Here is a 20,846-nt window from a genome sequence, read left to right on the forward strand (position 1 = left end):
GTCGACAACCGCACCTACAACCGGCTCCTGCGCGGCCTGCGCTGGCAAGGCGAACGCGGCTTCGCGATCCTCATCGGCCGCTGGAAAGCCCTGCGCCGCACCACGATCAGCCCACGCCGGATCGGCGACATCGTCACCGCCGCGCTGCACCTCACCCATTTCGAATACAAATACCTAACCGGATCTTGCTGAGATCAGCTCACTGCAACGGCCAGCCGATCACCCGCCGCCGATACGACTACCTGTGGCAACGCCTCGGCAATCACCTGCCCTGGGTAGCCACCCAGCAGGTCAGCATCACTGGCTACGGCACACCACCTTGACGTGGGTCGAGCGCAATTTCGGGTATGCGGTCGCCCGCGCCTATGCCGGCCACAACACCGGCCGCGACATCGGCGTCACCGCCACCTACGTCCGCGCCGACATCCACGAAGTCGCCCAAGCCCTCGCCGCCCTCACCGGCGAACCCCACCCCCTGGCCGACGCCGAGCCGGGCTCAGAAAACAGGACGGCTGACCCCAGCCAAATCAGGTTAGGGCCAGCCATCGACCTACCGCGGAGCAGAGCCGAGCGGATGCTGCTCTCCCGTCAGCGCTGACAACGCGTCCGCCAGCTCATGCATGCTCGCCTTCACATATCCAGCAGTGGCGCCAATATCACTACCGGTCGTCTCGGCATGGCCCGCATACGCGCGCGCCACCGCGTACCCGAAGTTGCGTTCCACCCAGGTGATCGTCGTGTGCCGCAACCAATGCGCACTAATCTGTTGCGCCGCCACCCACGGCAGCCGCGCCCCGATCCGCACCCACAGGTGGTCGTAGCGCCGGTACGTGATCTCCTGACGGTTGCGATACCGCAGCAGCTGCCCGGTTGGCGGAGCCTTCCGCTGTACGGCATGCGCCTGCAGATGATGCATCAACGTCGGTGACACCGGCTGCCACCGAAACGTCCCGCCCTTCTCCCGCAGCAGGATCAGGCACTGCTCCGCATCGAGATCCACCGGCCGCAAACCCAGCGCACCACCACGCCGGCACGCGGTCTCCACATGCAACCGGATCAGCAGCCCGTCGAGCTCGGGATCGTCGCCACTGCTCACCGCCACCTCGTACAGCTCCGACAACCGGCTGTCCGGCAACGCCCGACGCGTCGACGCCAGCCGCTTCGGTTTCGCGACCTTCAGCGCCGGGTTCTCCGCCTCGGTCATGAACCCATCAGCGGTGGCCCGCCGGTACAGGCACCGCAACGCGGAGATGACGTGTTCCTCCGCGCTGCGCCCGCCCCGGCCGTTACGCCGCTGCACCCGTTTGGCCTTGACGTCGGCGATCAACGTGCGGATCTCCGACGGATTTACTTGATCTATACGCCGATCGCCCCAGCGTTCGACCGCCCGGGCCCAATACGTGCCGTATGCCTTCCGTAGCCCCGCCGACACCGACGCCGACACCACCGGCACATACTCAGCAAATGTCGGCGCTGTAGGCCGCACCGGCGCGCCGGCCACAAGATCGTTCGGCGAGATTCCCATCCGCTCCAGCAGCATCCGGGCCGCGTCAACAGTCGACTGATCGAGCCTCGGCTCCTCCATCAGGCGCCAGCTCCCCACGCCTCGTTGAAGACCTGGGCGACAACCTCGTCCAGAACGACCGGCGGGTGCACCACCAGCAGACCACCCTCGGGGTAAGCAGCCAACAGCACCCGGCTTCCCACCCCCAGCTCGCACCACCGGCGAGCCGCAATCGGCAGATTCACAAAGCCGCGAGCCTTCACACGGAAGATGCCCCGGCTATCAGCGAAAATCGCGATCAATCCTTGGCTGACTCGGATATCGAGGCGTTCGTTCGGCTTCCAGCCCAGCGCCGTCATGATCGCCTTGTCCGAGATGCGCCCGCCGGTGTCCAGCGTGCTCAGCCCGTAAACGGCAGTGCCGACCCGCTTCCGTTCGAGCTTGAGCAACGGCAGAGGCGGCCGGGCGGCCAGTGCACCACGCTGGTTCCAGGCCGGCACCTCGGCGGAGCGGGCAGGGATGACCGGCGGGATGACCGCGGATCGAGATTGATCGCTCACGGCATCCCCCGCCCAAGCGAGGTGACCGATCTTGACCGTACCCAAGATGGGCGATTTGCGTGGTCAGGCATGCCTGACCACCAGTACGTTGAATAACGCACGGATGCGACAAGGTTGTGTCCGGAGGGGGACTTGAACCCCCACGCCCGATAAAGGGCACTAGCACCTCAAGCTAGCGCGTCTGCCATTCCGCCACCCGGACCTGCATTGCTGCCTATTGAGGGCCGACTTAGGTCGGCGTCCCAGCGGGCCGCACAGGAAAGAACTTTACACGGCCTCGGGCGGGGGTTGCAGGGAGGGTGGGGGTGGGGACAAAAGGGGGCATACGCCCGGGTTGAGTGGGGTGGGGTGGCCTGGGCGTTCTGTTGCGGGCAGCATGGCCTGCGTGTCGCAGCCATCGCCTCTTGCTCCCGCTCGGCAGCGGGCTCTTGCACTTGCCTCGTCGGGGGATCTGGCGGGGGCCCGGGCCATGCTCGAGCAGGCGGTGGAGCTGGGGAAGATCAATCTTTCCGAGGATGATCCGGACGTTCTTCTCACCGGCTTCGAGCTGGGGCGGGTGCTTCAGCAGAGCGATGATCCGATGGCGGCCCGGCGGGTGCTGGAGGAGGCTTACGCGGCTGGGCAGTGGCGGCTGGGGGACTCGGATCCGCTCATGTTGCAGATTTCGCACGACATCGGGGTGGTGGCCGAGGAGCTGGGAAATCGGCACGAGGCTCGTAAGGCCTTCTCCCGGGTAGCTGAGTTGGGGCCGGGCGCGTTGGGGGCCGGGCACTGGGCGGTTGCCCGGGCTCGGGCCTATCTGGGGCCGGACCAATTAGACGTACGGGGGAAAAGCGCTGCGCCTGTGGGTGATGCGCCGACCACCGTGTTTGAGGCCGTGCCTCCGGAGCCTCGGCGCGGTGAGGTGCTGCCGCCGTCGGACGCCAACCAGCAGGTCTGGACCGCGCCCGAGATGGTCAGCGGGCCCCGGCGGGCGCCGGTCGAGCAGCCGACGATCGCGCAGCCGGCCATCGACCCGCGATCCGGGTCGTCCGCGCCTTACCCGCACAACCGTCAGATACCGGCCCAGCGGTCCGAGGCGATCCAGCCAACTACGCCGGCCACCCAGGGCACGCCGTTCAGCGCAACCGCCCACCCGAGTACGCGACCCGACCCGAGCACGGCGCCCGGCACTCCCGCTTACCCCGGCGCACCGGTCACAGGCGTGGCCACGCCCGCCAGCGAAAGCAACCGACTCCGCCCGGGCGCGTCCGGTAATGAAGCCGCCCCGCCCCACCCGAACGCGCCCGCCAGCGGAGGAGCCTTCCACAGCGCGCCACCCGTCGGCCCCTTCTACCCTGACGATGGCGGCTATGCGGGGCCGCCGTACGGCGATCCCGCCCATCCGGGCGTGCCGTCGAGCGGAGGCCCCTATCCGGGGACGCTGCGCGGGGAGCCGGCCTACCCGGGCGCGCCGGGCAGCGGTGGCCCCTACGCGACCATGCCGGGTGAGCCGTATCCGCACGGGTCGGGTTACCCCGAGGCGCCGGGTGCGGGCCAAGTGTTCGCGCCTGCGTACCCGTCCGGCGGCTCTGGCCCGTACGTGCAAGCAAGCGACAGCCCCGCCGGGCGTAAGGGGCTCGGGGTTTTCGCCGCTGTGGCGGCGGTGCTGGCGGCCGTCATTGCTGTTGCGGCGCTGGTCTTCGTGCTGGCCAGCCGGACGAGTGACTCGTCTGACAATGACAATGTGCCAACTCTGGCGGGGCCGGCGCCCACCGATGTGCGGCTGCGGGACACCGGGGCCACGGTCGGCGTCACCTGGACGGATCCGACCCGGGCCACCGTGTCCTTCATGGTCATCATGGGGCGGCCGGCGCAGGAATTGAAGCCGGTCGGGACGGTCGGACCTGGGCAGACATCGTTCGAGATGACTGGGCTCAATGCCACCGTCAACTACTGCTTCGCGGTTGTCGCCGTCTACAGCGGGAATCAGTTCGCCACGTCGCCGCAGGCGTGCACCAGCCGGGCTTCGGCTACTCCACGATAGATGCTGGTGACTCTCCGGAAGAGATGATCACTCTGCGCTACCGTCCTTATCCACAGCGGGTATCGACGCCTGCCGCACTCCCCTATGATGGCCTGCGTTCCGGGTTCCAACGGGGAGGAAGTGGCAGTGACCAGCGCAGACGAGGTGACCGTCGACCAACCGAAGCGCCGCAGGCGCCGCGGCTATCTGGTCACTGTGGGCACCGTCCTGAGTCTGGCTGGTGGCCTCGCGCTCACCGTGCTGGGGCTGGGTTCGGCCGACCAGGCCGTCGCCAGTTTCGACTCCGCGTCGTGGGTCTGGAGCAAGACCAAGGGCGAGGTCGCGCGGATCAACGGGGTGACCGCCAAGGTCGACACGCGGGTCGACGTGCCCAAGGCCCGCGGCCACCAGGTGCAGATCGTGCAGAACGACCGCTTCGTGATCCTGCGGGACGTGAACACCGGCGCGATCGGGTCGATGGACCTGACCACGCTGCAGGAGTTCTGGAGCGCCTCCTCCACCTCGGGCATCGGGGTGCGGGTCGCGCTGCATGAAGACTCGGTGTTCGTGATCGACACCGTGCAGGGGCAGGTGCAGCAGCTCGACCCGCGCACGCTCGGCAAGGTGGGCAATCCGCTGCGGTTCCCGCCGGGTGTCGCGGGCGGGGTCTTCGACGGCAAGGGCCGGCTGTGGGTCGCGGCGCCCAGCGAGGGCACGGTCACGGCGATCACACCGGCGGCCACCTCCCCCTCCGCGCCGGTCAAGAACGAACCCCAGCGCGTACGTACGGAGACCGTGGCCGACCCGGCACACGACCTCACGCTCTCGACCCTCGAGGACGGCGTGGCCGTGCTCGACCGCACCAACAACAAGCTGCACACCGTGCTGGGCAACCAGCCGTCCTTCGCCAGCGTCACGCTGCCGCTGCCGGGGCCGGGCACGCTCGCCCCGCACACCGACGGCGAACGCGTGCCGGTGACCGTGCCCGACGCGCGACACGTCTATGTGGCCGGTGACAACGGGTTCCGCAGCGACTTCGCGGTTCCGGGCGACGGCGAGAACCTGCAACCGGCGGTGGCCTGGAAGGGCTACTTCTACGTGGCCGACGCGACCGGCGCGGTCCGCGTGTTCGACTCGGCGGGCAAACGGCAGAAGGACATCGGCTTCCGCAACCCGGGCGGGCCGCTCGAGCTCGAGGTGCGCGAGGGCTACCTGTTCATCAACGCGCCGAGTTCGTCGACCGCGCGGGTCGTGGACAGCTCGCACGGGGTGCGGACCGTCGACAAGTACGCCGACGACGTGCTCGGGGGCGACGCACCGCCCGCGCCGCCGGAGGCTCCTCCCCCGCCGCCCAAGCCCAAGAAGCCGGTCGTCACCAAGCCGAGCGCCCCGCGCAACGTGCGGGCCGCCGCCGGCAACGCCGAAGCCCGGGTGACCTGGCAGGCCGCGCGCGACAACGGCGCCGCGATCACCCGCTACGTCGTGACCGGTGCGGGCCGCAGCTTCCAGGTCGGCGCCGACCAGCGCGCGCTCACCGTGACGGGGCTGGTCAACGGGCAGACGTACGAGTTCTCGGTGCGCGCGGTGAACAAGAAGGGCGAGGGCCCGGCGCGGACGAGCAACTCCGTGCGGCCCACCTCCGAGGTGCCCGACGCGCCGACCGCGGTGACCGCCGAGGCCAAGCCGGACGGATCCGTCGTGGTGACCTGGCCGCCGGCCAACGGGCAGGGACTCGACATCCGCCGCTACACGGTGACCGCGATCAGCGAGGGCGGCAGCGCTCCGATCGGCGAGGCCACCGAGGCCTCGCTGACCATCAAGGACGGCGAGCTCGAGTACGGCAAGCAGTACGCCTTCACGGTCGTGTCGGTCAACGAGCGCGGGGCCGGATCGAAGGCGTCGCCGGTCAGCGGCAGCGTCGTGCCGTTCACCAAGCCGGGCACGCCCGAGGGCACCGACGCGGCGACTGCCGGCGACCAGGCCGGCTCCATCTCGGTGGCGTGGCAGCCCTCGGCGGACAACGGGCGCCCGATCACCAAGTACGTGGTCAGCGCGGGCGACAAGAGCCTGGATGTCACCGGCGGCACGGCGGCCACGCTGACCGGGTTCGAGTCCGGCGCCACGGTCGCGGTCGAGGTGCGCGCGGTCAACGAGGCCGGCGAGAGCGAGCCGGGCACGGCCACCGCCAAGACGGTCGCGCTGCCGCGGATCACGATCACCGGGGTGGACCCGACGTTCAACACGGCGACGGTGCGGTTCAGCGTGGACGCGGGCGGCGGCACGGCCAGTTGCACGGCCGCGGCCAACGGTGTCGCCGCGGTGTCCGGCGCGTGCACCGGCATCAAGGTCAACGGGCTCAAGCCGAGCACGCGGTACACGTTCACGGTGACCGCCAAGAACGCGGCCGGCACGGTCAAGGAGACCTCGACGGCCACCACCGATGCGCTCTTCGGCGTCGCCACCTGCAAGAACGGCCAGGAGGGCGAGACCGCGACGTACTGCGACAAGGATCGCGACGGCCGCAACGGCAACGAGATCTTCAGCGTCACCAAGCAGGACGACGACCGGCAGGTCGGCTGGGCCAAGCCGGGAACGCGGCTGCAGGCGTACTGCAAGAAGTCCGGCGAATCGGTGTACGCCTACATCTACAACAACGAGAAGCGCAGCACCTGGTGGGTTCAGGTCAACTACAGCGGCAAGAACTACATCCCGTGGGCGTGGCTGAACCTCGAAGGCGGGGACAACCTGAACAACCTGCCGACCTGCTGAGCTGAGCTACTGGGGAACACAAGTGACGGAACCACTGCCGCCGCAGCACATCAACGGCTTCGCCGAGGTGGCGGCCGCGCTCGCCGAGAGGATCGGCGCGGTCGTGCTCGGCAAGCCGGAGGTGGTGCGGCTCGCGCTCACCGCGATGTTCGCGCAGGGACACGTGCTGCTCGAGGACGTGCCCGGCGTGGGCAAGACGACGCTGGCCCGCGCCCTGGCGGCGTCGATTCAGGGGCAGTGGCGGCGCATCCAGTTCACGCCCGACCTGCTGCCCTCCGACGTGTCCGGCGTGACGATCTTCAACCAGGCCTCGCGCGGGTTCGAGTTCCACCCGGGGCCGGTGTTCGCGAACATCGTCATCGCCGACGAGATCAACCGGGCGTCGCCCAAGACGCAATCGGCCCTGCTCGAGGTGATGGAGGAGCGCCGCGTCACCGTCGACGGCGTGCCGCACCCGGTGCCGCAGCCCTTCCTGGTGGTGGCCACGCAGAACCCGGTCGAGATGGACGGCACCTACCGGCTGCCCGAGGCGCAGCTCGACCGGTTCTTGGTGAAGCTGTCGGTCGGCTACCCGAGCGAAGACGTCGAGGTCGAGGTGTTGCGCGGGGCGGCGCTGCGCTCCCCCGACGCGCTGGAGCCGATCACCGACACGGCGGTGGTCGGCGAGATGGTCCGCATGGCGACCCGGGTGCACATCGCCGACCCGCTCTACACGTACGCGGTGCGGCTGGCCGCCGCCACCCGCAACCACCCGCAGGTGCGGGTCGGGGTCAGCCCGCGTGGAGTGATCGCGCTGACCCGGGCCGCCTGCGCGTACGCGCTGATCAACGCCCGCGGGTACGTGCTGCCCGAGGACTTCAAGACGCTGATCGAGCCGGTGTTCGCGCACCGCGTGCTGCTCTCGGCCGACGCCCAGCTGCGCGGGGTGACGGCGAGCGAGGTGCTGCAGGACGCGGTGCGGTCGGTACCTGTGCCGCTGCCCGACACGACCCGCGTCACGGCCGGGGCGTGAGCACGCCCACGCCCCCGGGAGAGCCGCCGCTGCCGGTCGGCAGCGCTCCGCCGACCGGCGGCGGCTTCTCCCCCACCGGATCTGCCGACGCGGGGCCCGCAGACACGCCCGGTTTGGGTGCGACGCGACCCCGGCAGCAGGGCGCGGCCGGGCGGGCAGTCGGCGGTCTTCGGCAGTGGCGTGACCTGACCGGGATCACAGCCCGCGGGTACGGGATCGCGGCGGCCGCAGCGGGGCTGTTGGTGGCGGGATTCCGTTACGGGTACCCGGATCTGGCGATGTTGGGGGCCGCGGCGGGCGTCGCTCTCGTGTGTGCGGTGGGGTTCGCTTCGTGGCGGCCCCGGCTCGGAGTGGAGCGGGTAGCTGAGCCGGACCGGGTCGCCCGGGGTGAGGCGGCTCGGATGACGCTCACCGTGCGGAACACGAGCCGGCTGCGGGCCGCCAACCTGGTGGCCTCGGATCGGTGCGGGAGCCGGGCGGTTCCGGTGCCGCTGCTGCGGTTGCGGCCGGGGCGGGACACGACCGTCGGGTATCCGGTGCCGACCAGCCGGCGGGGCATCGTGCCGATCGGGCCGTTGCGGGTCACCCGGGGGGATCCGCTCGGGCTGGTGACGCTGGCCCGTACGTACGGCGGGCTCGCTGAAGTGTGGGTGCACCCGCGGATTCATCTGCTGCGGGCGGTACCGGCCGGGATGGCCCGCAGCCTCGACGGGCGCATCGACAAGGTGCCGCACGGGACGATCACGTTCGACACGCTGCGCGAGTACGTGATCGGGGACGAGCTGCGCCGGGTGCACTGGCGGTCCAGCGCCAAGGTGGGCGAGCTGATGGTGCGCGAGCAGCTCGACACGTCCGAGCCGACGATCGTCGTGCTGCTCGACGACCGGGCTTCCGCGCATCCGGAGCTGCGGGACGGGACGGCCGAGTCGTTCGAGGCGGCCTGCGAGGCTGCGGCGTCCATCGTGGCCGCGGCCGTGCGCGAGGACATCCCGGTCAGCCTGCACCTGGTCACCGACGTCGCGAGCGGGCCCTACCTCGACGTGCTCACCCGGGCGACGCTGCGGCCGGGCGATCTGGCGGCGACCTTGCGACGCGTACGGGCTCAGCGGCTCGGCGACACACTGGTGTTCCTCACCGGGCCCGGCGGTCGCGAGGACCTGGGCGCGGTGAGCGCACTGCGCGGCCCCTACCCCGTGGTGATGGCCGGCCTGTTCGGCGACCGCGACGGCGCCCCGGTCTCGGCGGGCGACGGCCTGATCGTCATCGAGGCCGCCGACGGCAACGAGTTCGCCGCCGCCTGGGACGGGGTCCGCGGATGGTGAGGTGGATTCGCGCTGCCGTTGTGACGGCGGCCCTGGCGGGGATGATCTCGCTGTCGGGGGTCGTGCTGGGACGGATCTTCGCCGGGGCTCTGCTGCTGGAACTGGTGGCGGGGGCGGCAATCGGATCGGTCGGGCTGAGTCTCGCCTGTCGGCGGCTGCCCAACTGGGTGGTGGCGCCGCTCTCGGCCGTGCTGCTGGGCGGCTACACCGTCTTGGCCCTGCTGATCGCGGCCAATCAGGCCGAGCTGACCGGACCGCCGATGCGGATCGTCCGGGAGAGCCTGGAGAACGGGATTCCGCGGCTGCTCACGGCCTTGATTCCGGTGGAGCCGACGCCGGACACCGTTGTCGTGCCGGTCGTCGCGGCCTGGCTGGCGGGGTTGGCGGGCGCCGAGATCGCGGTCCGGGCCGGCCGGGTGCTGCTGGGGCTCGTACCGGTGGCCGGGCTTTACGGTGGTTCGCTCTATGTGGTGGGGCCCAATGCCGATTCGGCGGGGACCACCACCGTTGTCTTCGCGGTGCTCGCAGTGGTCGCGCTGGCCGCCAGCGCCCGGGACGCCACACCGACGGGCGGGACGGTGGGTAACAAGGCTCGGGGACGGGCGTTGGTCAGTGCCGGGGCGGGGCTGGCGGCCGTGCTGGTGCTCATCGTGGCCGTGGGGCCGTGGATCGGCGGGCGGGTCGGGTCCACGCCGGTGGACCCCCGGCAGTACGTCGAGCCGCCTCAAGTGGACAGCCTGGACGAGAGCCCGCTCAACCGGATCTCGGGATGGGCGCTCACGCCCAAGGAGCCGCTGCTGAAGGTCTCGAAGGCGTCGGCCGCACCCGGCAAACGGCTGCGGCTGCGGCTCGCGGTGCTGCCGGACTACGACGGAGTGACCTGGCGGGTCGGCGCCACCTATCGCAACGCGGGGCGCATTCTGCCGGCTCAGCCGAGGATGCCGGACGCTCAGATCACCGAGGTGCGGCAGACCGTCATCGTGGACGGGCTGACCGGGCGGCTGCTGCCGGTCGTGCCCACGCCGACCGGGGTGGACGGGGCGCGGGTGGCGTTCGACGCGTCGACCGGCACGATGATCCGGCCCGAGGGGCTGACACCAGGTCTGCGGTACGCGGTCACGTCCGAACTGCAGACACCGGACCTCAACCTGCTGCCGACCGCCGACGTGCCGTCCGGGGACGCGGTGGCCCGCTACCTGGCCCTGGGCGCCTCGGAGATCCCGCCGCAGATCCAGCGCCTGGCCGACCAGCTCGCCGAGGACAACGGGGCCGCGTTCGACCGGGCCATCACCATCGAGGAGTTCCTGGCCGAGCACTACCGCAAGGTCGCCGACGCCCCCAGCGGGCACGCGTTCCCCAATCTGAACTTCTTCCTGTTCGGGCCGCGGCAACAGGGTGGGCAGGTCGGCACGTCCGAGCAGTTCGCGGCGTCGTTCGCGCTGCTCGCCCGGCTCACCGGGCTGCCCAGCCGGGTCGTGGTGGGCTTCGACGCGCCCGCCGCGGGCGGAATAGTCACCGCGGGCAGCGCGCTCGCCTGGCCCGAGGTGCTGTTCGACGGGCTGGGCTGGGTGGCGTTCGACCCGATGCCGAAGGACAAGAACCCGCGCCCGGTCGAGGAGGACTTCACCCCGAAGCCGACCAAGCCACCGACCCCGCCGTCGGAGCCGCCGCCCTCGGAGACTCCCTCGTCGGGGCCGCCCGCGGCGCTCGCGGCCAAGCCGGGCGAAGGACCGTCCGCGGCGCTGGTGGCGGGCGGCGCGTCCGGGTCGGTGTTGCTGGCGCTGGTCGCGGCGGCCGGGGCCATCGTGCTTCTGCGGCGCTCGCTGCGCCGGCGCCGGCTGTTCGCGGGCAGCCCGGACGACCGGATCACGGGAGCGTGGGCCGAATTCCGGGACGCGCTGCGACTGGCCGGTCAGCCGGTGCCCCCGCATCTGGCGGCCACGGAGGCGGCGGCGTACGCGGGGAAACCGGAACCACCCCGCAAGCGCCTGCGAAAGGCCGTGCCGGAGCCCGCCGCAGGCGAAATGCCGCCCCTGGACGAGCTGGTCGCCGGCATCAACACGGTCGGCTTCGCACCCGGCTCAGCCGACGACATCCAGGCCGCGAAGGCCGGCGACCAAGCCGTCGCGTACGCCACCGAACTACGAGCCCGCCGCTCCCGGTGGCGCCGCCTGTGGTGGACCATCCACCCCGGCCCCCTGCGCTGGCGCCGGTGAGCTCCGGTCAGCCTCGCCCAGTCTCCCAGGCCACCGCACACCAGGCGCCGCGTTGGTCGGAATCGGGCATGCATTCCGCATCCACCGTTCGGCAACGACCGGCCGCTGGCGGTCCACCTCGGCTGCTGGGTTGATTCGCGGAAAAGGCGGCACCACCAGGTCTCTTGCGTGATTGATTCTTTCCAGCCGCACCGTCGCGGCAACCGTTGAGGAAGAGAGTCACATGCGCACCAGCCATCCCCGCAGGTCGGTCCGGGTGAAAGCCGCCGTCACCGCCTTGCTGCTCGGCGCCGGCGGCATCGCCGCGGTGAGTGCCCCCGCCCATGCCCGGCCGGCCGTGCCCCCCTTCACCACCGGCCTGTCGCCGGAGCTGCAACGCCTGCTCGATCAGGTCGGACGGCACATCTCCCTGCGCGAGCTGGAAGCCGACGGCACCCTGGCGGGGCTGCAGCGCGCCACCCCAGCAGCCGATCCGAGCAGCCTCGACCTCACCGCCGAGGAGGCCGACCGGCCGCGGTCCGGCAAGGTCGCAACGCCGGGCACGACGTTCGACATGGCCTGGTTCGAGCGCAACCTGCGGGCCGCGCTGACCGGCAAGACCGTCGGATACGCGTACTCGATCGGCAAGGCCGGCCAGCTGGACCGGCAGGCCGGAGTCGGCTCCGCGCGGGTGGCGCCGGACAACCCGGTCACCGCCCAGTCGGCCACCAAGGCGATGACCATCGCCAGCGTCAGCAAGCCGGTCACCGCGGCGGCCGTGCTGCGCCTGCTGGAGCAGAAGAACATCTCGGTCGACAGCGGAATCGGGCCGTGGCTGCCGTCGGCCTGGAAGCGCGGCGCCGACGTCGACAAGATCACGTTCAGGCAGCTGATGACCCACACCAGCGGCCTGCTGCAGAACTACCAGACCGCCACCGGCACCACCGGCGGCAAGTCGACCGGCGCGTGGGACAACATCCGCATCGCGATCGGCCAGGACCTGGGGTCCAAGGGCTTCAAGTACGCGAACATGAACTTCAGCATCTTCCGCATCATGGTGCCGAAGATCGCGTACGGGGTGGACCTGAGCCCGCTGTACGACGCGCCGCCGGCCAACATCACCAAGGCGCAGATCGACTACCTGACCGGGATCGTGTTCCTCGGTCACCTCAAGCCGGTCCTGGCGCTGGCCAAGGCCCCAGTGGGCTGCGCCAACTCCGACGCCAACCCGACCAAGCTGTACGCGTATCCGACCGGCGGCCAAGCCGGCTGGGGCCCGCAGGACTACACCACCGGCTGCGGCGGCTACGGCTACAACATGTCCGCCAACGGGATCACCTCGTTCCTGTCGCACATCCGCTACACCGAGAAGGTGATCTCGGCGGACGCGCGCAAGCTGATGGTCGACGACAACGTCGGCATGTACTCCTACGACGGCGCCTACGGCACCTACCACGGCCACAACGGCTCGTGGACGCAGTCCGGCAACCGGGGGATGCGCAGCTGCGCCATGTCGTTCCACATCCAGGTCGACGCGTCGCTGCTGGTCAACAGCCGCGGCGACTACCCGAGCCCGTGCGCCGTCCTGCTCGACGCGTTCGACAACGCCTGGCACTGAGCAGCAGTTCGTGACGGCCGGGGCCTGCGGGCCCCGGCCGGCGCATGTCGTGCTGCATGTCAGTGCCGGCGCCCTCCGGCAGCAGCCGGCGACGGTGCCGTTCGCCTCAATGGTCGGCGCCGATCAGCTTCTGCAGGTCGCTTGAGAGCAAGGAGAGGTGAGCCGCGGTCTGCTTGGTCTGCAGGGCGCTGACCTCAGTCTCATGGCTGACCCGGGCCGTGTCCGACGCGGCCACGTTGACCTGCTCGACCGCGGAGGTCTGCTGCTTGGTGGACAGTTCGATCTCGCGGCTGGCATCGCCGGCCGTCGTGACGAGGCCGGCGATGCGGCGGAAGGAAGAAGTGGCGTCGCCGAACTTCCGTACGCCGGAGTCGACCGCATTGGCGCCGGCCTCCGTGGTCGTCACGGTCGTGGTCACGGCGCCGCGTACGTCCTCGATGAGCGTGCGGATCTGTTTGGCGGACCCGGCGGTGCGGTCGGCGAGCTTGCGGATGTCCTCGGCCACCACGGTGAACCGGCGTCCCCACTCCCCCGCGTCGCTGGCCTCGATGGTCGCGTTGATGGCGAGGATGTTGGTCTGCTCGGCCAACTCCGCCACCAGGTCTACAACGGCACCGATCTGCTGGGACTTCTCGCCCAGCGCCAGCATGTGCCCCACGATCTGGTCGACCTGGGTGCGGATCGCGTAGATCGATGCCCGGGTCTGCTCGATGGTGGCATCACCGTTGCGGGCGGCCTCCGCCGTTTCGCCGGCGATCTCCGAAACCCGCTGGGCGTTGTCCGCGATCCGCCTCGAGGTGATGAGCAACTCGCTGATCGTTGCCGTGATGTCGTTCATGGCTCCGGCCTGGTCCCGGCCGCCCGAAGCCTGCTGGGTCGCGGCCGCCTCGAGCTGGGCCGACGAACTCTGGATGTGCGCGACGGCGGCGCCGATCTCCCGGCGCAGCCCGCGCCGGAGCCGCGCCGAGATCACCACGGCCGAGGCGATGGAAATGCCGCCAAGGACGCAGACCACCACGATGGCGTTGACGGCGGTCCGCGACGACGCCGCACGGCTCTGTTCCACGTCGGCCTGGGTGCGAGCGAGGAGGTCAGCGATGGCCTTCTGCAGGGCTTCTCGTGCCGGCCCCACCGCGCCGGCGTTGAGCTGCGAGAGATTCCGCAGGCTGGTGAGCGATTTGCGCTGCTCCACCGTGGGGTCCAGCGCTGCCGTGTACACCTGCTCGGCCTGGGACACCTTCGCCGAAAGCTCCAACTCGACCGGATCGGTGAGCAACTCCCGTAACCGAGCGACCTTTTCCAGCATTTGGTCGCGGTCCCGAGCGATGGCCGTCAGGTCCTCGGGGCTTCCGGTCAACAGATAGGCGCGGTGGTCGGCGATCCGTTGGTCGGTCAGGGTGCTGAGCTGCTCGCTGTATGACAGGCGGAGGGTGGCGGACGCGATCACGTCGTCCTTGCTGTTCGTCACGGCCGCCAACGCGATGACGCCCACCGTACCCATCAGCACAGCCAAGCCCACCACCAACGCGAAACCGCCGACCAGCCTGGTGCTGAAGGTGCTTCTGGCTTTCTTCATCGTTGCTCCTCGGCGCAGAGTCACCACACAGTGGCGCCGGTCCGGCTGTTCGAGGCGCAGCACCTTGGGATGATGGTCGCAAACCAAGCTGCCGCCGTCCGTGAATCGACCACTAATCCGGACGTTTTCGGGCGCCGTTCAGCCGGCTGGCCTTCACCATGGTTTGCCGCGGACCGATGACACGGCCATCCGCAGTGACCTCGGTGCCGCGAACGTCGTACCAGCTCTCACCGTCGAGTACGTGGGGCTGTGACCAGTCGACGCTGCTGACGACTATCCGCAGCTCACCAGCGCCGAACCGGTAGTCCGTCTCCGCGAGGATCCACACCTGTGCGCCGGACCCGCTCTCTCGCTCCATGCCGCGCCCCGTCGTCGCCGGGAGCCCACAAGTAAGGCCCCGGATGCATCAAGCATCCCCGTGCGCGCGCAGCGGCGCGAGCTTCTGCACGTGCATCTGCACTGACGTAGCGGCGATTCCAGCTGAAGGTTCAACCACGGCCCTCCGTACGCACGATTGCCTGTGCGCGTGGTGTCGCCGCGCCGACACTCGTTCTGCGAGCCGCTGGATGAGGTGGGCACCGAGGCTCGGAAAGCCCCTACCGGGTGCCGAAACGCATGTGGACGGCAGTGGGGATCCAGGCGCACCGTCGGGCCGCAATCGGACTCGGTGTGCGACACCACGCCATCACGCGATGGGACAACCGTTGAGTCAACCAGACGGAGTCGAACGACCTTCACCACTCGACGACGGTTGTCGAAGCGGCCGCTGCCGGCGACACCGACCAAGCGGCGATCCAGTTGGCTGATCGGCACGCGATACACCGGACGTCCGAAGCGACCTCGTCGGGGTGGAGTTCATGGATTCGTCAGGCATCGGGGCACCGAGGCGATCGCGGCCGGATCGCGGTTGAGATGGCGAACTCGCCGCACGACTATCTGCGACGTCTGGCCGAGCTTGACGCGTCCATCGCCGGCGCCCAGCTTCCTGCGGACGCGCTCCTGGAACGTGCGGCCGGCCTCATCGCCGGTCGCGTCGGTTGCCGCGTCAGCGAGGCCCACACACAGATCTCGCGGATCGCCCAGGCGCAGGGATGCTCGGCGCAGGAGATCGCCGGCGACGTGTTGAGCACCTTGGAGTCGGGGCTGCCGCTGGACGCCCGCGTGGTCCGGGCCGCGATCGAGGAAGTGCTGCCTGACCGGCCACTTGTGCAGCAGCAGCCCGCCGAGCCGGGCCGGGCCGAAGTCGAGATGTCCGCCGACAACGGCTGGGTCCGTACGACCCAACAGGTGCTGGCGGCCGTCGGTGGTAATCACACTGCGGTGACGCCGGTCTGTGACCCGGACGGGCGGATCCGCGATTTCGGCATCGTGGCCGTCAGCCAGTCTGTGGTCGACCCGTCCGGTCGCCGCGGCGACGAACTCATCGGCTGTCTGGTCAGCGAGGCGGACCCCGGCCTCGTCGGCGGGCCGATCTGGCTGGCCTGGCAGGAGACCCTCGCCGACCGGACGCCACGCCGTGTCGGACCGCTGCCCTACGAGCGCACCTTCGGCGAGGCCACGATCGCGGTCCCGGTGGTTGTGCAGATCCACCCCGTCGGTCCCGGGCTGGTCAACACCTGGACACGACCGGACGACCAGAGCCGGCTCAGCGATCGGATCGCCCAGACCGAACGGCTCAGCCGTCTCGGCTGGGGTGAATGGGATCTGCTCTCCGGCGAGGTCGTCTGGTCCGACGAGATGTATCGGATCTACGAGCGAGAACCCGCCGACGGCCCGCTGAGCGGACAGCAGTCACGGGCGCTGTGGCTTGCCGAGGACGAACCGATCCATCAGCAAGGAGCCATCGCCTTCGGCCGCGGTGACACCGTGGACATGACCTACCGCGCCCGCATCGGCGGCAGAACCAAGCACCTGCGGTGCGTCGTCGACGCGGTACGCGACACCACCGGCCGTCCGATCAAGGTGTTCGGCGTCATCCAGGACGTGACCGCTCAGGAGATCAACCGAGCCGACCTGGCCAGGATCGAGCTGCAGCTGCACGAGCACCGGCTGAGCCTGCGGGCCCGCGACGAGCTCGCCGCCCAGTTGCAACACATCATCCTGCCGATCCCAGACGGAATCATCGAGTTACCCGGGCTGCACGCCGCAGTCCGGTACCTGCCCGCGGAGCAAGCCAGCCGGGTGGGCGGGGACTGGTATCACGCCGCCGCTCTGGGCGACGGGCACGTCCTGATCGCCATCGGTGACGCAGCCGGGCACGGCATCCAGGCTGCCACCACCATGGCACGCCTGCGTCACGCCCTCGCGGCTCTGAGCATCACGACCACAACCGACCCAGCGAAGTTACTGTCCTTTCTGAACAGGCTCCTGCGCGCCGGCGACCACAACATCGCCACCGCCACGGCCGTGATCGCCCGCTACCACCCGATCGATCGCACACTCGTCTGGGCGCAAGCGGGTCACCCGCCACCGCTGCTGAGCCACGAAGGCAGCATCACCGCGCTGAACCGGCCCCGCGGCCCGTTGCTCGGCGCCCTGCCCGAGCCCGTCTACGACACCGCGACAGTACGCCTGAACCAATCCGACGTGCTCCTGCTCTACACCGACGGGCTGGTCGAACACCGGGAACAACCCCTCGCCGACGGATTCGCGGCGGCCATCCAGACGTTGCGCGATGCCGGCGAAGACCCATCGTTGACCGACCTCGTCGGCCGGTTCCGCCGGGCCAACGCCGAGGACGACACCTGCATCATGGCCGTACGACCGGCGTAGAGCTCACCGCGCCGGCCCGTCTCCAGGTACGTCGTCCAGTGCTCGAGCGCTGAGATGACGGTCAGGAGCTCCGGGGCCATGTCGCGGCGAAGCGCCTTCACGTCGGACCGGCCCTGCCGATAGGGAATCTGGAGGATTGGATCGCCAGGGAGAAGCCTCTTGATCAACCTAGGCCGGTGGCTGCGCCCGGGTGCCGACGGCGCCTCGATGCTGGGACAGGTGCGTTCCCTGTTCCTGGTGTTCTGCCTGCTCTGGTCCTTGGTCGGTGTCTTCGGCGTGGAACAGGGCGCCGGCAGGGAAACCCGCGTCGTGACGGTCGCCGCCATCGTCTTGGTTGAGCTCTGCCTGTGCTGGGGCTACCGGCGTGGCACGTTTCCCCGGGCGTTGTGGCTTGTCGAGGCTCCATGTGTGTACCTGGTCGCTGCGGCTTCGAACTTCGGCGTCACCATCGGTCTGCTCTACGTGTGGATCAATTTTCGTGCGCTGTACGGCGGTCGCCTCGACCAATTGCTCGGGGCGACCTGCGTGGTCGCCATCATGGGGCTCGGGGTGGGTTTCGACAGCCTCAGCCTGTCCGACGCCGTGCCGCTGACGGTGACGGCTCTGGTCGGCCTCATCATCAATCACACCCTGGCCCGGGGAATCGGGGCTCGAGACAGGGCTGCGCTCCGCGAACGGGTCGTCGCCGCTGCGGGCGCGAGGTTCGCGGCAGTCAGCGACCGCGGGAACGCCGCGCGGGCCGCGGCCGAAGCGGTGGCCGCTTTGGATCGGAGCATCAGCGCAACTGTCCTGGGCACGATCGCAGCGGGAGAATTGCGGCCGATCGGGTACGCCGGCGTGGCGGGCCGGGACGCGGTCGACCGCACGGTGAACCTTGCCACGAGCGGGCCGGCGCACCAGGCAGCGCTGCGCCCGAGCGGCTATGCACAGATCGTCGGAGCTGACGCGACCCTGTTCGCCGACCAGCTGGGGCTCCCGGCGACCGATCGCGTGGACCTGGCGCCGCTCGCCGTCGGCGGCAAAGTGTTCGGTCTGCTGGTCGTCACGTATGACTGGTGCCCGCAGGATGACCTCTCCGCTTCCCTTTCCACGTTGGCTGACGAGGCGGCGCTGACCCTCGACCGGCTCCTGACGCGATCGCGGCTCAACATCGTGGTGGAACACTCGCACGATGCCCTTCTGCTGTGCGGCGAGCAGGGGACGATCCGATTCGCCAACCCGGCCGCTGCCCGGTTGCTCGGCATCCCGCGGGAGGCTCTGACCGGCAGGGAGCTGCACTCTCTCATCCATCCTGACGATCTCGCCGCGGCGTTGGCGCCGCAACAGAGGGGCGCACAGATCCGCCGGGTGCGCGGTCCCGATCCTGGCTCGTGGACCGAGTTCGAAGTGTTCGTGGCCTACGTGACCGAACACGACGGGTCGCGCAGCCTGATCTTCAATGCCCGCGACATCTCGGAGCGACAGCGCCTCGAGCTGGAGTTGCGGCACGCCCAGAAACTGGAGTCCGTCGGCCGCCTGGCCGCCGGCATCGCCCATGAGATCAACACGCCCATGCAGTTCATCGGCGACAACATCAGATTTCTCGACGAGTCCCTGACCGGCCTGCTGGCGCTGGTGGCCGAGGTCCGGGAACGCCTGGACGCCGACGCGGACCTCGCCCGACGAATGATCGAGCTCGATGTCGACTTCCTCGTGGAGGAGGCGCCGACGGCGATCCGTCAGACCCTGGAGGGCGTCGACCGGGTCGCCACGATCGTGCGGGCGATGAAGGCATTCGGGCACTCCGGCAACGACACCATGAGCCCCGCCGACCTCAATGAGGCGATCAGGAACGCGCTGACGGTCGCGGCCAACGAGATCCGGACCGTGGCAGACGTCAAGACCGACCTGGCGAAGCTGCCCCCGGTGCTGTGCCACATCGGGGACATCAATCAGGCGGTGCTCAATCTTGTGGTCAACGCGGCGCAAGCCATCGGCGCGGCGGGCAGAGGCCGAGGTGAGATTCGGGTGAGCACCCGGCTCGACGGTCACGAGGCGGTCATCGACGTGGCTGACACCGGCACCGGTGTGCCCCCGGAGATCGCGGACAAGCTCTTCGACCCGTTCTTCACCACCAAGCCGGTCGGCCAGGGAACGGGACAGGGCCTGCCCCTGATCAGGCGCCTCATCGCTGACCGGCACCACGGATCCATCAGCTTCACCAGCGAGCACGGAGCCGGCACGGTCTTCACCGTCCGGTTGCCGATCGATTCGCGTCACACACCCGAGTCCACGGCGGCACAGGCGGAGGTTCCCGTATGACCGGCAAGCCCCACGTGATGTTCGTCGACGACGAGCCACGCATCCTCGACGGCCTGCGACGCATGCTGCGTACCGAGCGAAACCGATGGGACATGTCGTTCGCGCCCGGCGGCGCGGAGGCTTTGGCGGCCATGCAGGACCGTCCGTGCGACGTGGTGGTGAGCGATTTCCGAATGCCGGGCATGGACGGCGGCGACCTGCTCAGCCGCGTCCGTGCGCTCTATCCCGGCACCGCCCGGGTCATCCTCTCCGGGCAGACCGGCGAGGACAACGTGCTCCGCGTCATCGCGCTGTCGCACCAGTTCCTCAGCAAACCCACCAGCCGGGAGCAGTTGGTGCAGACCCTGGACCGGCTCCTCGCGGCCCAGGCGGCCTCCGGTGACGATTCGGCACGCCGTGACGCTGCCATGGTGCAGTCGCTTCCGAGCGCGCCCAGCATCCTGCCCGAACTGATCACCGTGCTGGACGCGGAGGATTCATCGGCGGGCTCGATCGCCGCCGTCATCGAGCACGACCCGGCCGCTACGGCGAAGGTGCTCCAGTTGGCGAACTCCTCCGCGAGCATGGTGGGTCAGCAGATCAGCGACGTGGCCCAGGCGGTGGCGCTGCTCGGCCCGCCGACCGTACGAGGCCTGGTGCTGATGCACGACGTGGTGCGTAGTCTCGACCCCGCAGGGCTGCTCCCCGCCCGCTGGATCCAAGAGCTCACCGAACATTCCGTACGGACCTCGCGTCTGGCGCGGCTACTGGCCGACGGCGCGCCGTGGGAGCACGAGGCGTTCACGGCCGGGCTGCTGCACGAGGTGGGGCAACTGGTGCTGGCGTCATCGCGGGGTGATGGCTACCCCGCGGTCCTCCGGGTGTGGGCAGACGCGGACGCGTCACCGACCACCCTGGACGTCGCCGAACTGGCCGCGTTCGGCACCTGCCACAGCGAGGCCGGCGCCAACCTGCTTCATCTGTGGGGCCTGCCGGTCTCGGTCGTGTCCGCGGTGGCGGAACACGCACGCGCCGACGTGTGCCGGAAGGTGGACGACCCGGGCTCCGCGGTCGCACTGGCCCACCGGATCGTGGAGGCTGACTTCGGTGCCATGTGCGAAGCTCCCGGTCACCAGGACACTCTTGCCGGACAGGACATCGGCGCCGCAGAACAGCAGGTCGTCGAACGCTGGCGGGCGACGTCCCCGCGATGACCGGTGGCGCCGCCCTGGT

The 20,846-nt window shown here is 69.8% G+C and carries 15 protein-coding genes, 1 tRNA gene and 1 pseudogene; 12 read left to right on the forward strand and 5 right to left on the reverse strand.

The features are described 5' to 3' along the window. The 3 genes and pseudogenes from LXN57_RS32705 to LXN57_RS32715 form a co-directional block, all read left to right on the forward strand. Positions 1-192 (forward strand): annotated as a pseudogene (locus LXN57_RS32705) (IS5/IS1182 family transposase); the annotation flags it as partial. After that, positions 186-323 (forward strand): hypothetical protein, encoded by a 138-nt coding sequence (locus LXN57_RS32710; RefSeq protein WP_251802058.1) that lies wholly within the window; start codon positions 186-188, stop codon positions 321-323. The pseudogene LXN57_RS32705 and the gene LXN57_RS32710, both read left to right, overlap by 7 nt. After that, positions 320-598, forward strand: coding sequence for a hypothetical protein (locus tag LXN57_RS32715; RefSeq protein ID WP_251802059.1), 279 nt, complete (start codon positions 320-322; stop codon positions 596-598). Before LXN57_RS32710 ends, LXN57_RS32715 begins: the two co-directional genes overlap by 4 nt. On the opposite strand, the gene LXN57_RS32720 is transcribed toward LXN57_RS32715, so the two are convergent. The 3 genes from LXN57_RS32720 to LXN57_RS32730 form a co-directional block, all read right to left on the reverse strand. Further along, the gene (locus LXN57_RS32720; protein ID WP_251802060.1) at positions 551-1,585 is read right to left on the reverse strand and encodes a tyrosine-type recombinase/integrase; all 1,035 of its coding nucleotides are present in this window, start codon (positions 1,583-1,585) and stop codon (positions 551-553) included. The two genes, LXN57_RS32715 and LXN57_RS32720, sit on opposite strands and share 48 nt — an antisense overlap. After that, positions 1,585-2,109: a hypothetical protein gene (locus tag LXN57_RS32725; protein WP_251802061.1), complete on the reverse strand. Its 525-nt coding sequence runs from the start codon at positions 2,107-2,109 to the stop codon at positions 1,585-1,587. Before LXN57_RS32725 ends, LXN57_RS32720 begins: the two co-directional genes overlap by 1 nt. A gap of 72 nt (positions 2,110-2,181) precedes the next feature. Further along, positions 2,182-2,266: transfer RNA gene (locus tag LXN57_RS32730), tRNA-Leu, on the reverse strand. Between the two features lie 183 nt (positions 2,267-2,449). On the opposite strand from LXN57_RS32730, the gene LXN57_RS32735 reads away from it, so the two are divergent. From LXN57_RS32735 to LXN57_RS32760, 6 genes are all read left to right on the forward strand, one after another. After that, positions 2,450-4,090: a tetratricopeptide repeat protein gene (locus LXN57_RS32735; RefSeq protein ID WP_251802062.1), complete on the forward strand. Its 1,641-nt coding sequence runs from the start codon at positions 2,450-2,452 to the stop codon at positions 4,088-4,090. A gap of 126 nt (positions 4,091-4,216) precedes the next feature. After that, positions 4,217-6,838, forward strand: coding sequence for a fibronectin type III domain-containing protein (locus LXN57_RS32740; protein WP_251802063.1), 2,622 nt, complete (start codon positions 4,217-4,219; stop codon positions 6,836-6,838). A 22-nt stretch (positions 6,839-6,860) separates the two neighbouring features. Next, the gene (locus LXN57_RS32745; protein WP_251802064.1) at positions 6,861-7,850 is read left to right on the forward strand and encodes an AAA family ATPase; all 990 of its coding nucleotides are present in this window, start codon (positions 6,861-6,863) and stop codon (positions 7,848-7,850) included. A gap of 401 nt (positions 7,851-8,251) precedes the next feature. Further along, on the forward strand, positions 8,252-9,172 hold the full coding sequence (locus LXN57_RS32750) for a DUF58 domain-containing protein (RefSeq protein WP_251802065.1): 921 nt from the start codon (positions 8,252-8,254) through the stop codon (positions 9,170-9,172). Positions 9,173-9,213: 41 nt separating this feature from the next. Further along, positions 9,214-11,388: a transglutaminase TgpA family protein gene (locus LXN57_RS32755; protein ID WP_251802066.1), complete on the forward strand. Its 2,175-nt coding sequence runs from the start codon at positions 9,214-9,216 to the stop codon at positions 11,386-11,388. 223 nt (positions 11,389-11,611) lie between these two features. Beyond that, a complete protein-coding gene (locus LXN57_RS32760) occupies positions 11,612-12,985 on the forward strand; it encodes a serine hydrolase domain-containing protein (RefSeq protein ID WP_251802067.1) in 1,374 nt (457 codons plus the stop codon). Between the two features lie 106 nt (positions 12,986-13,091). Here LXN57_RS32760 and LXN57_RS32765 read toward each other — a convergent pair whose 3' ends face one another. Both LXN57_RS32765 and LXN57_RS32770 read right to left on the reverse strand, forming a co-directional pair. Next, positions 13,092-14,561, reverse strand: a complete 1,470-nt coding sequence (locus LXN57_RS32765) for a HAMP domain-containing methyl-accepting chemotaxis protein (RefSeq protein WP_251802068.1) — start codon at positions 14,559-14,561, stop codon at positions 13,092-13,094. 112 nt (positions 14,562-14,673) lie between these two features. Then, complete coding sequence (locus LXN57_RS32770; RefSeq protein ID WP_251802069.1) at positions 14,674-14,919, reverse strand: hypothetical protein; 246 nt, start codon at positions 14,917-14,919, stop codon at positions 14,674-14,676. 554 nt (positions 14,920-15,473) lie between these two features. Between LXN57_RS32770 and LXN57_RS32775 the strand changes: the two genes are divergently transcribed. The 3 genes from LXN57_RS32775 (at position 15,474) to LXN57_RS32785 (ending at position 20,827) form a co-directional block, all read left to right on the forward strand. Then, positions 15,474-17,333, forward strand: coding sequence for a PP2C family protein-serine/threonine phosphatase (locus LXN57_RS32775; protein WP_251802070.1), 1,860 nt, complete (start codon positions 15,474-15,476; stop codon positions 17,331-17,333). A gap of 159 nt (positions 17,334-17,492) precedes the next feature. Continuing rightward, the gene (locus tag LXN57_RS32780) at positions 17,493-19,634 is read left to right on the forward strand and encodes a two-component system sensor histidine kinase NtrB (protein WP_251802071.1); all 2,142 of its coding nucleotides are present in this window, start codon (positions 17,493-17,495) and stop codon (positions 19,632-19,634) included. Next, positions 19,631-20,827: an HDOD domain-containing protein gene (locus LXN57_RS32785; RefSeq protein WP_251802072.1), complete on the forward strand. Its 1,197-nt coding sequence runs from the start codon at positions 19,631-19,633 to the stop codon at positions 20,825-20,827. The genes LXN57_RS32780 and LXN57_RS32785 overlap by 4 nt, the downstream gene beginning before the upstream one ends. The last annotated feature ends 19 nt before the right edge of the window (positions 20,828-20,846 follow it).

The sequence above is a fragment of the Paractinoplanes hotanensis genome, from assembly GCF_023717965.1.
Lineage (GTDB): Bacteria > Actinomycetota > Actinomycetes > Mycobacteriales > Micromonosporaceae > Actinoplanes > Actinoplanes polyasparticus.

Excerpts from the sequence above, each read along its gene's own strand:
- LXN57_RS32720 (WP_251802060.1), bottom strand. The coding sequence starts at position 1,585 with ATGGAGGAGCCGAGGCTCGATCAGTCGACTGTTGACGCGGCCCGGATG.
- LXN57_RS32750 (WP_251802065.1), top strand. The coding sequence starts at position 8,252 with ATGACGCTCACCGTGCGGAACACGAGCCGGCTGCGGGCCGCCAACCTG.
- LXN57_RS32755 (WP_251802066.1), top strand. The coding sequence starts at position 9,214 with ATGATCTCGCTGTCGGGGGTCGTGCTGGGACGGATCTTCGCCGGGGCT.
- LXN57_RS32760 (WP_251802067.1), top strand. The coding sequence starts at position 11,612 with ATGCGCACCAGCCATCCCCGCAGGTCGGTCCGGGTGAAAGCCGCCGTC.
- LXN57_RS32765 (WP_251802068.1), bottom strand. The coding sequence starts at position 14,561 with ATGAAGAAAGCCAGAAGCACCTTCAGCACCAGGCTGGTCGGCGGTTTC.
- LXN57_RS32770 (WP_251802069.1), bottom strand. The coding sequence starts at position 14,919 with ATGGAGCGAGAGAGCGGGTCCGGCGCACAGGTGTGGATCCTCGCGGAG.
- LXN57_RS32775 (WP_251802070.1), top strand. The coding sequence starts at position 15,474 with ATGGCGAACTCGCCGCACGACTATCTGCGACGTCTGGCCGAGCTTGAC.
- LXN57_RS32785 (WP_251802072.1), top strand. The coding sequence starts at position 19,631 with ATGACCGGCAAGCCCCACGTGATGTTCGTCGACGACGAGCCACGCATC.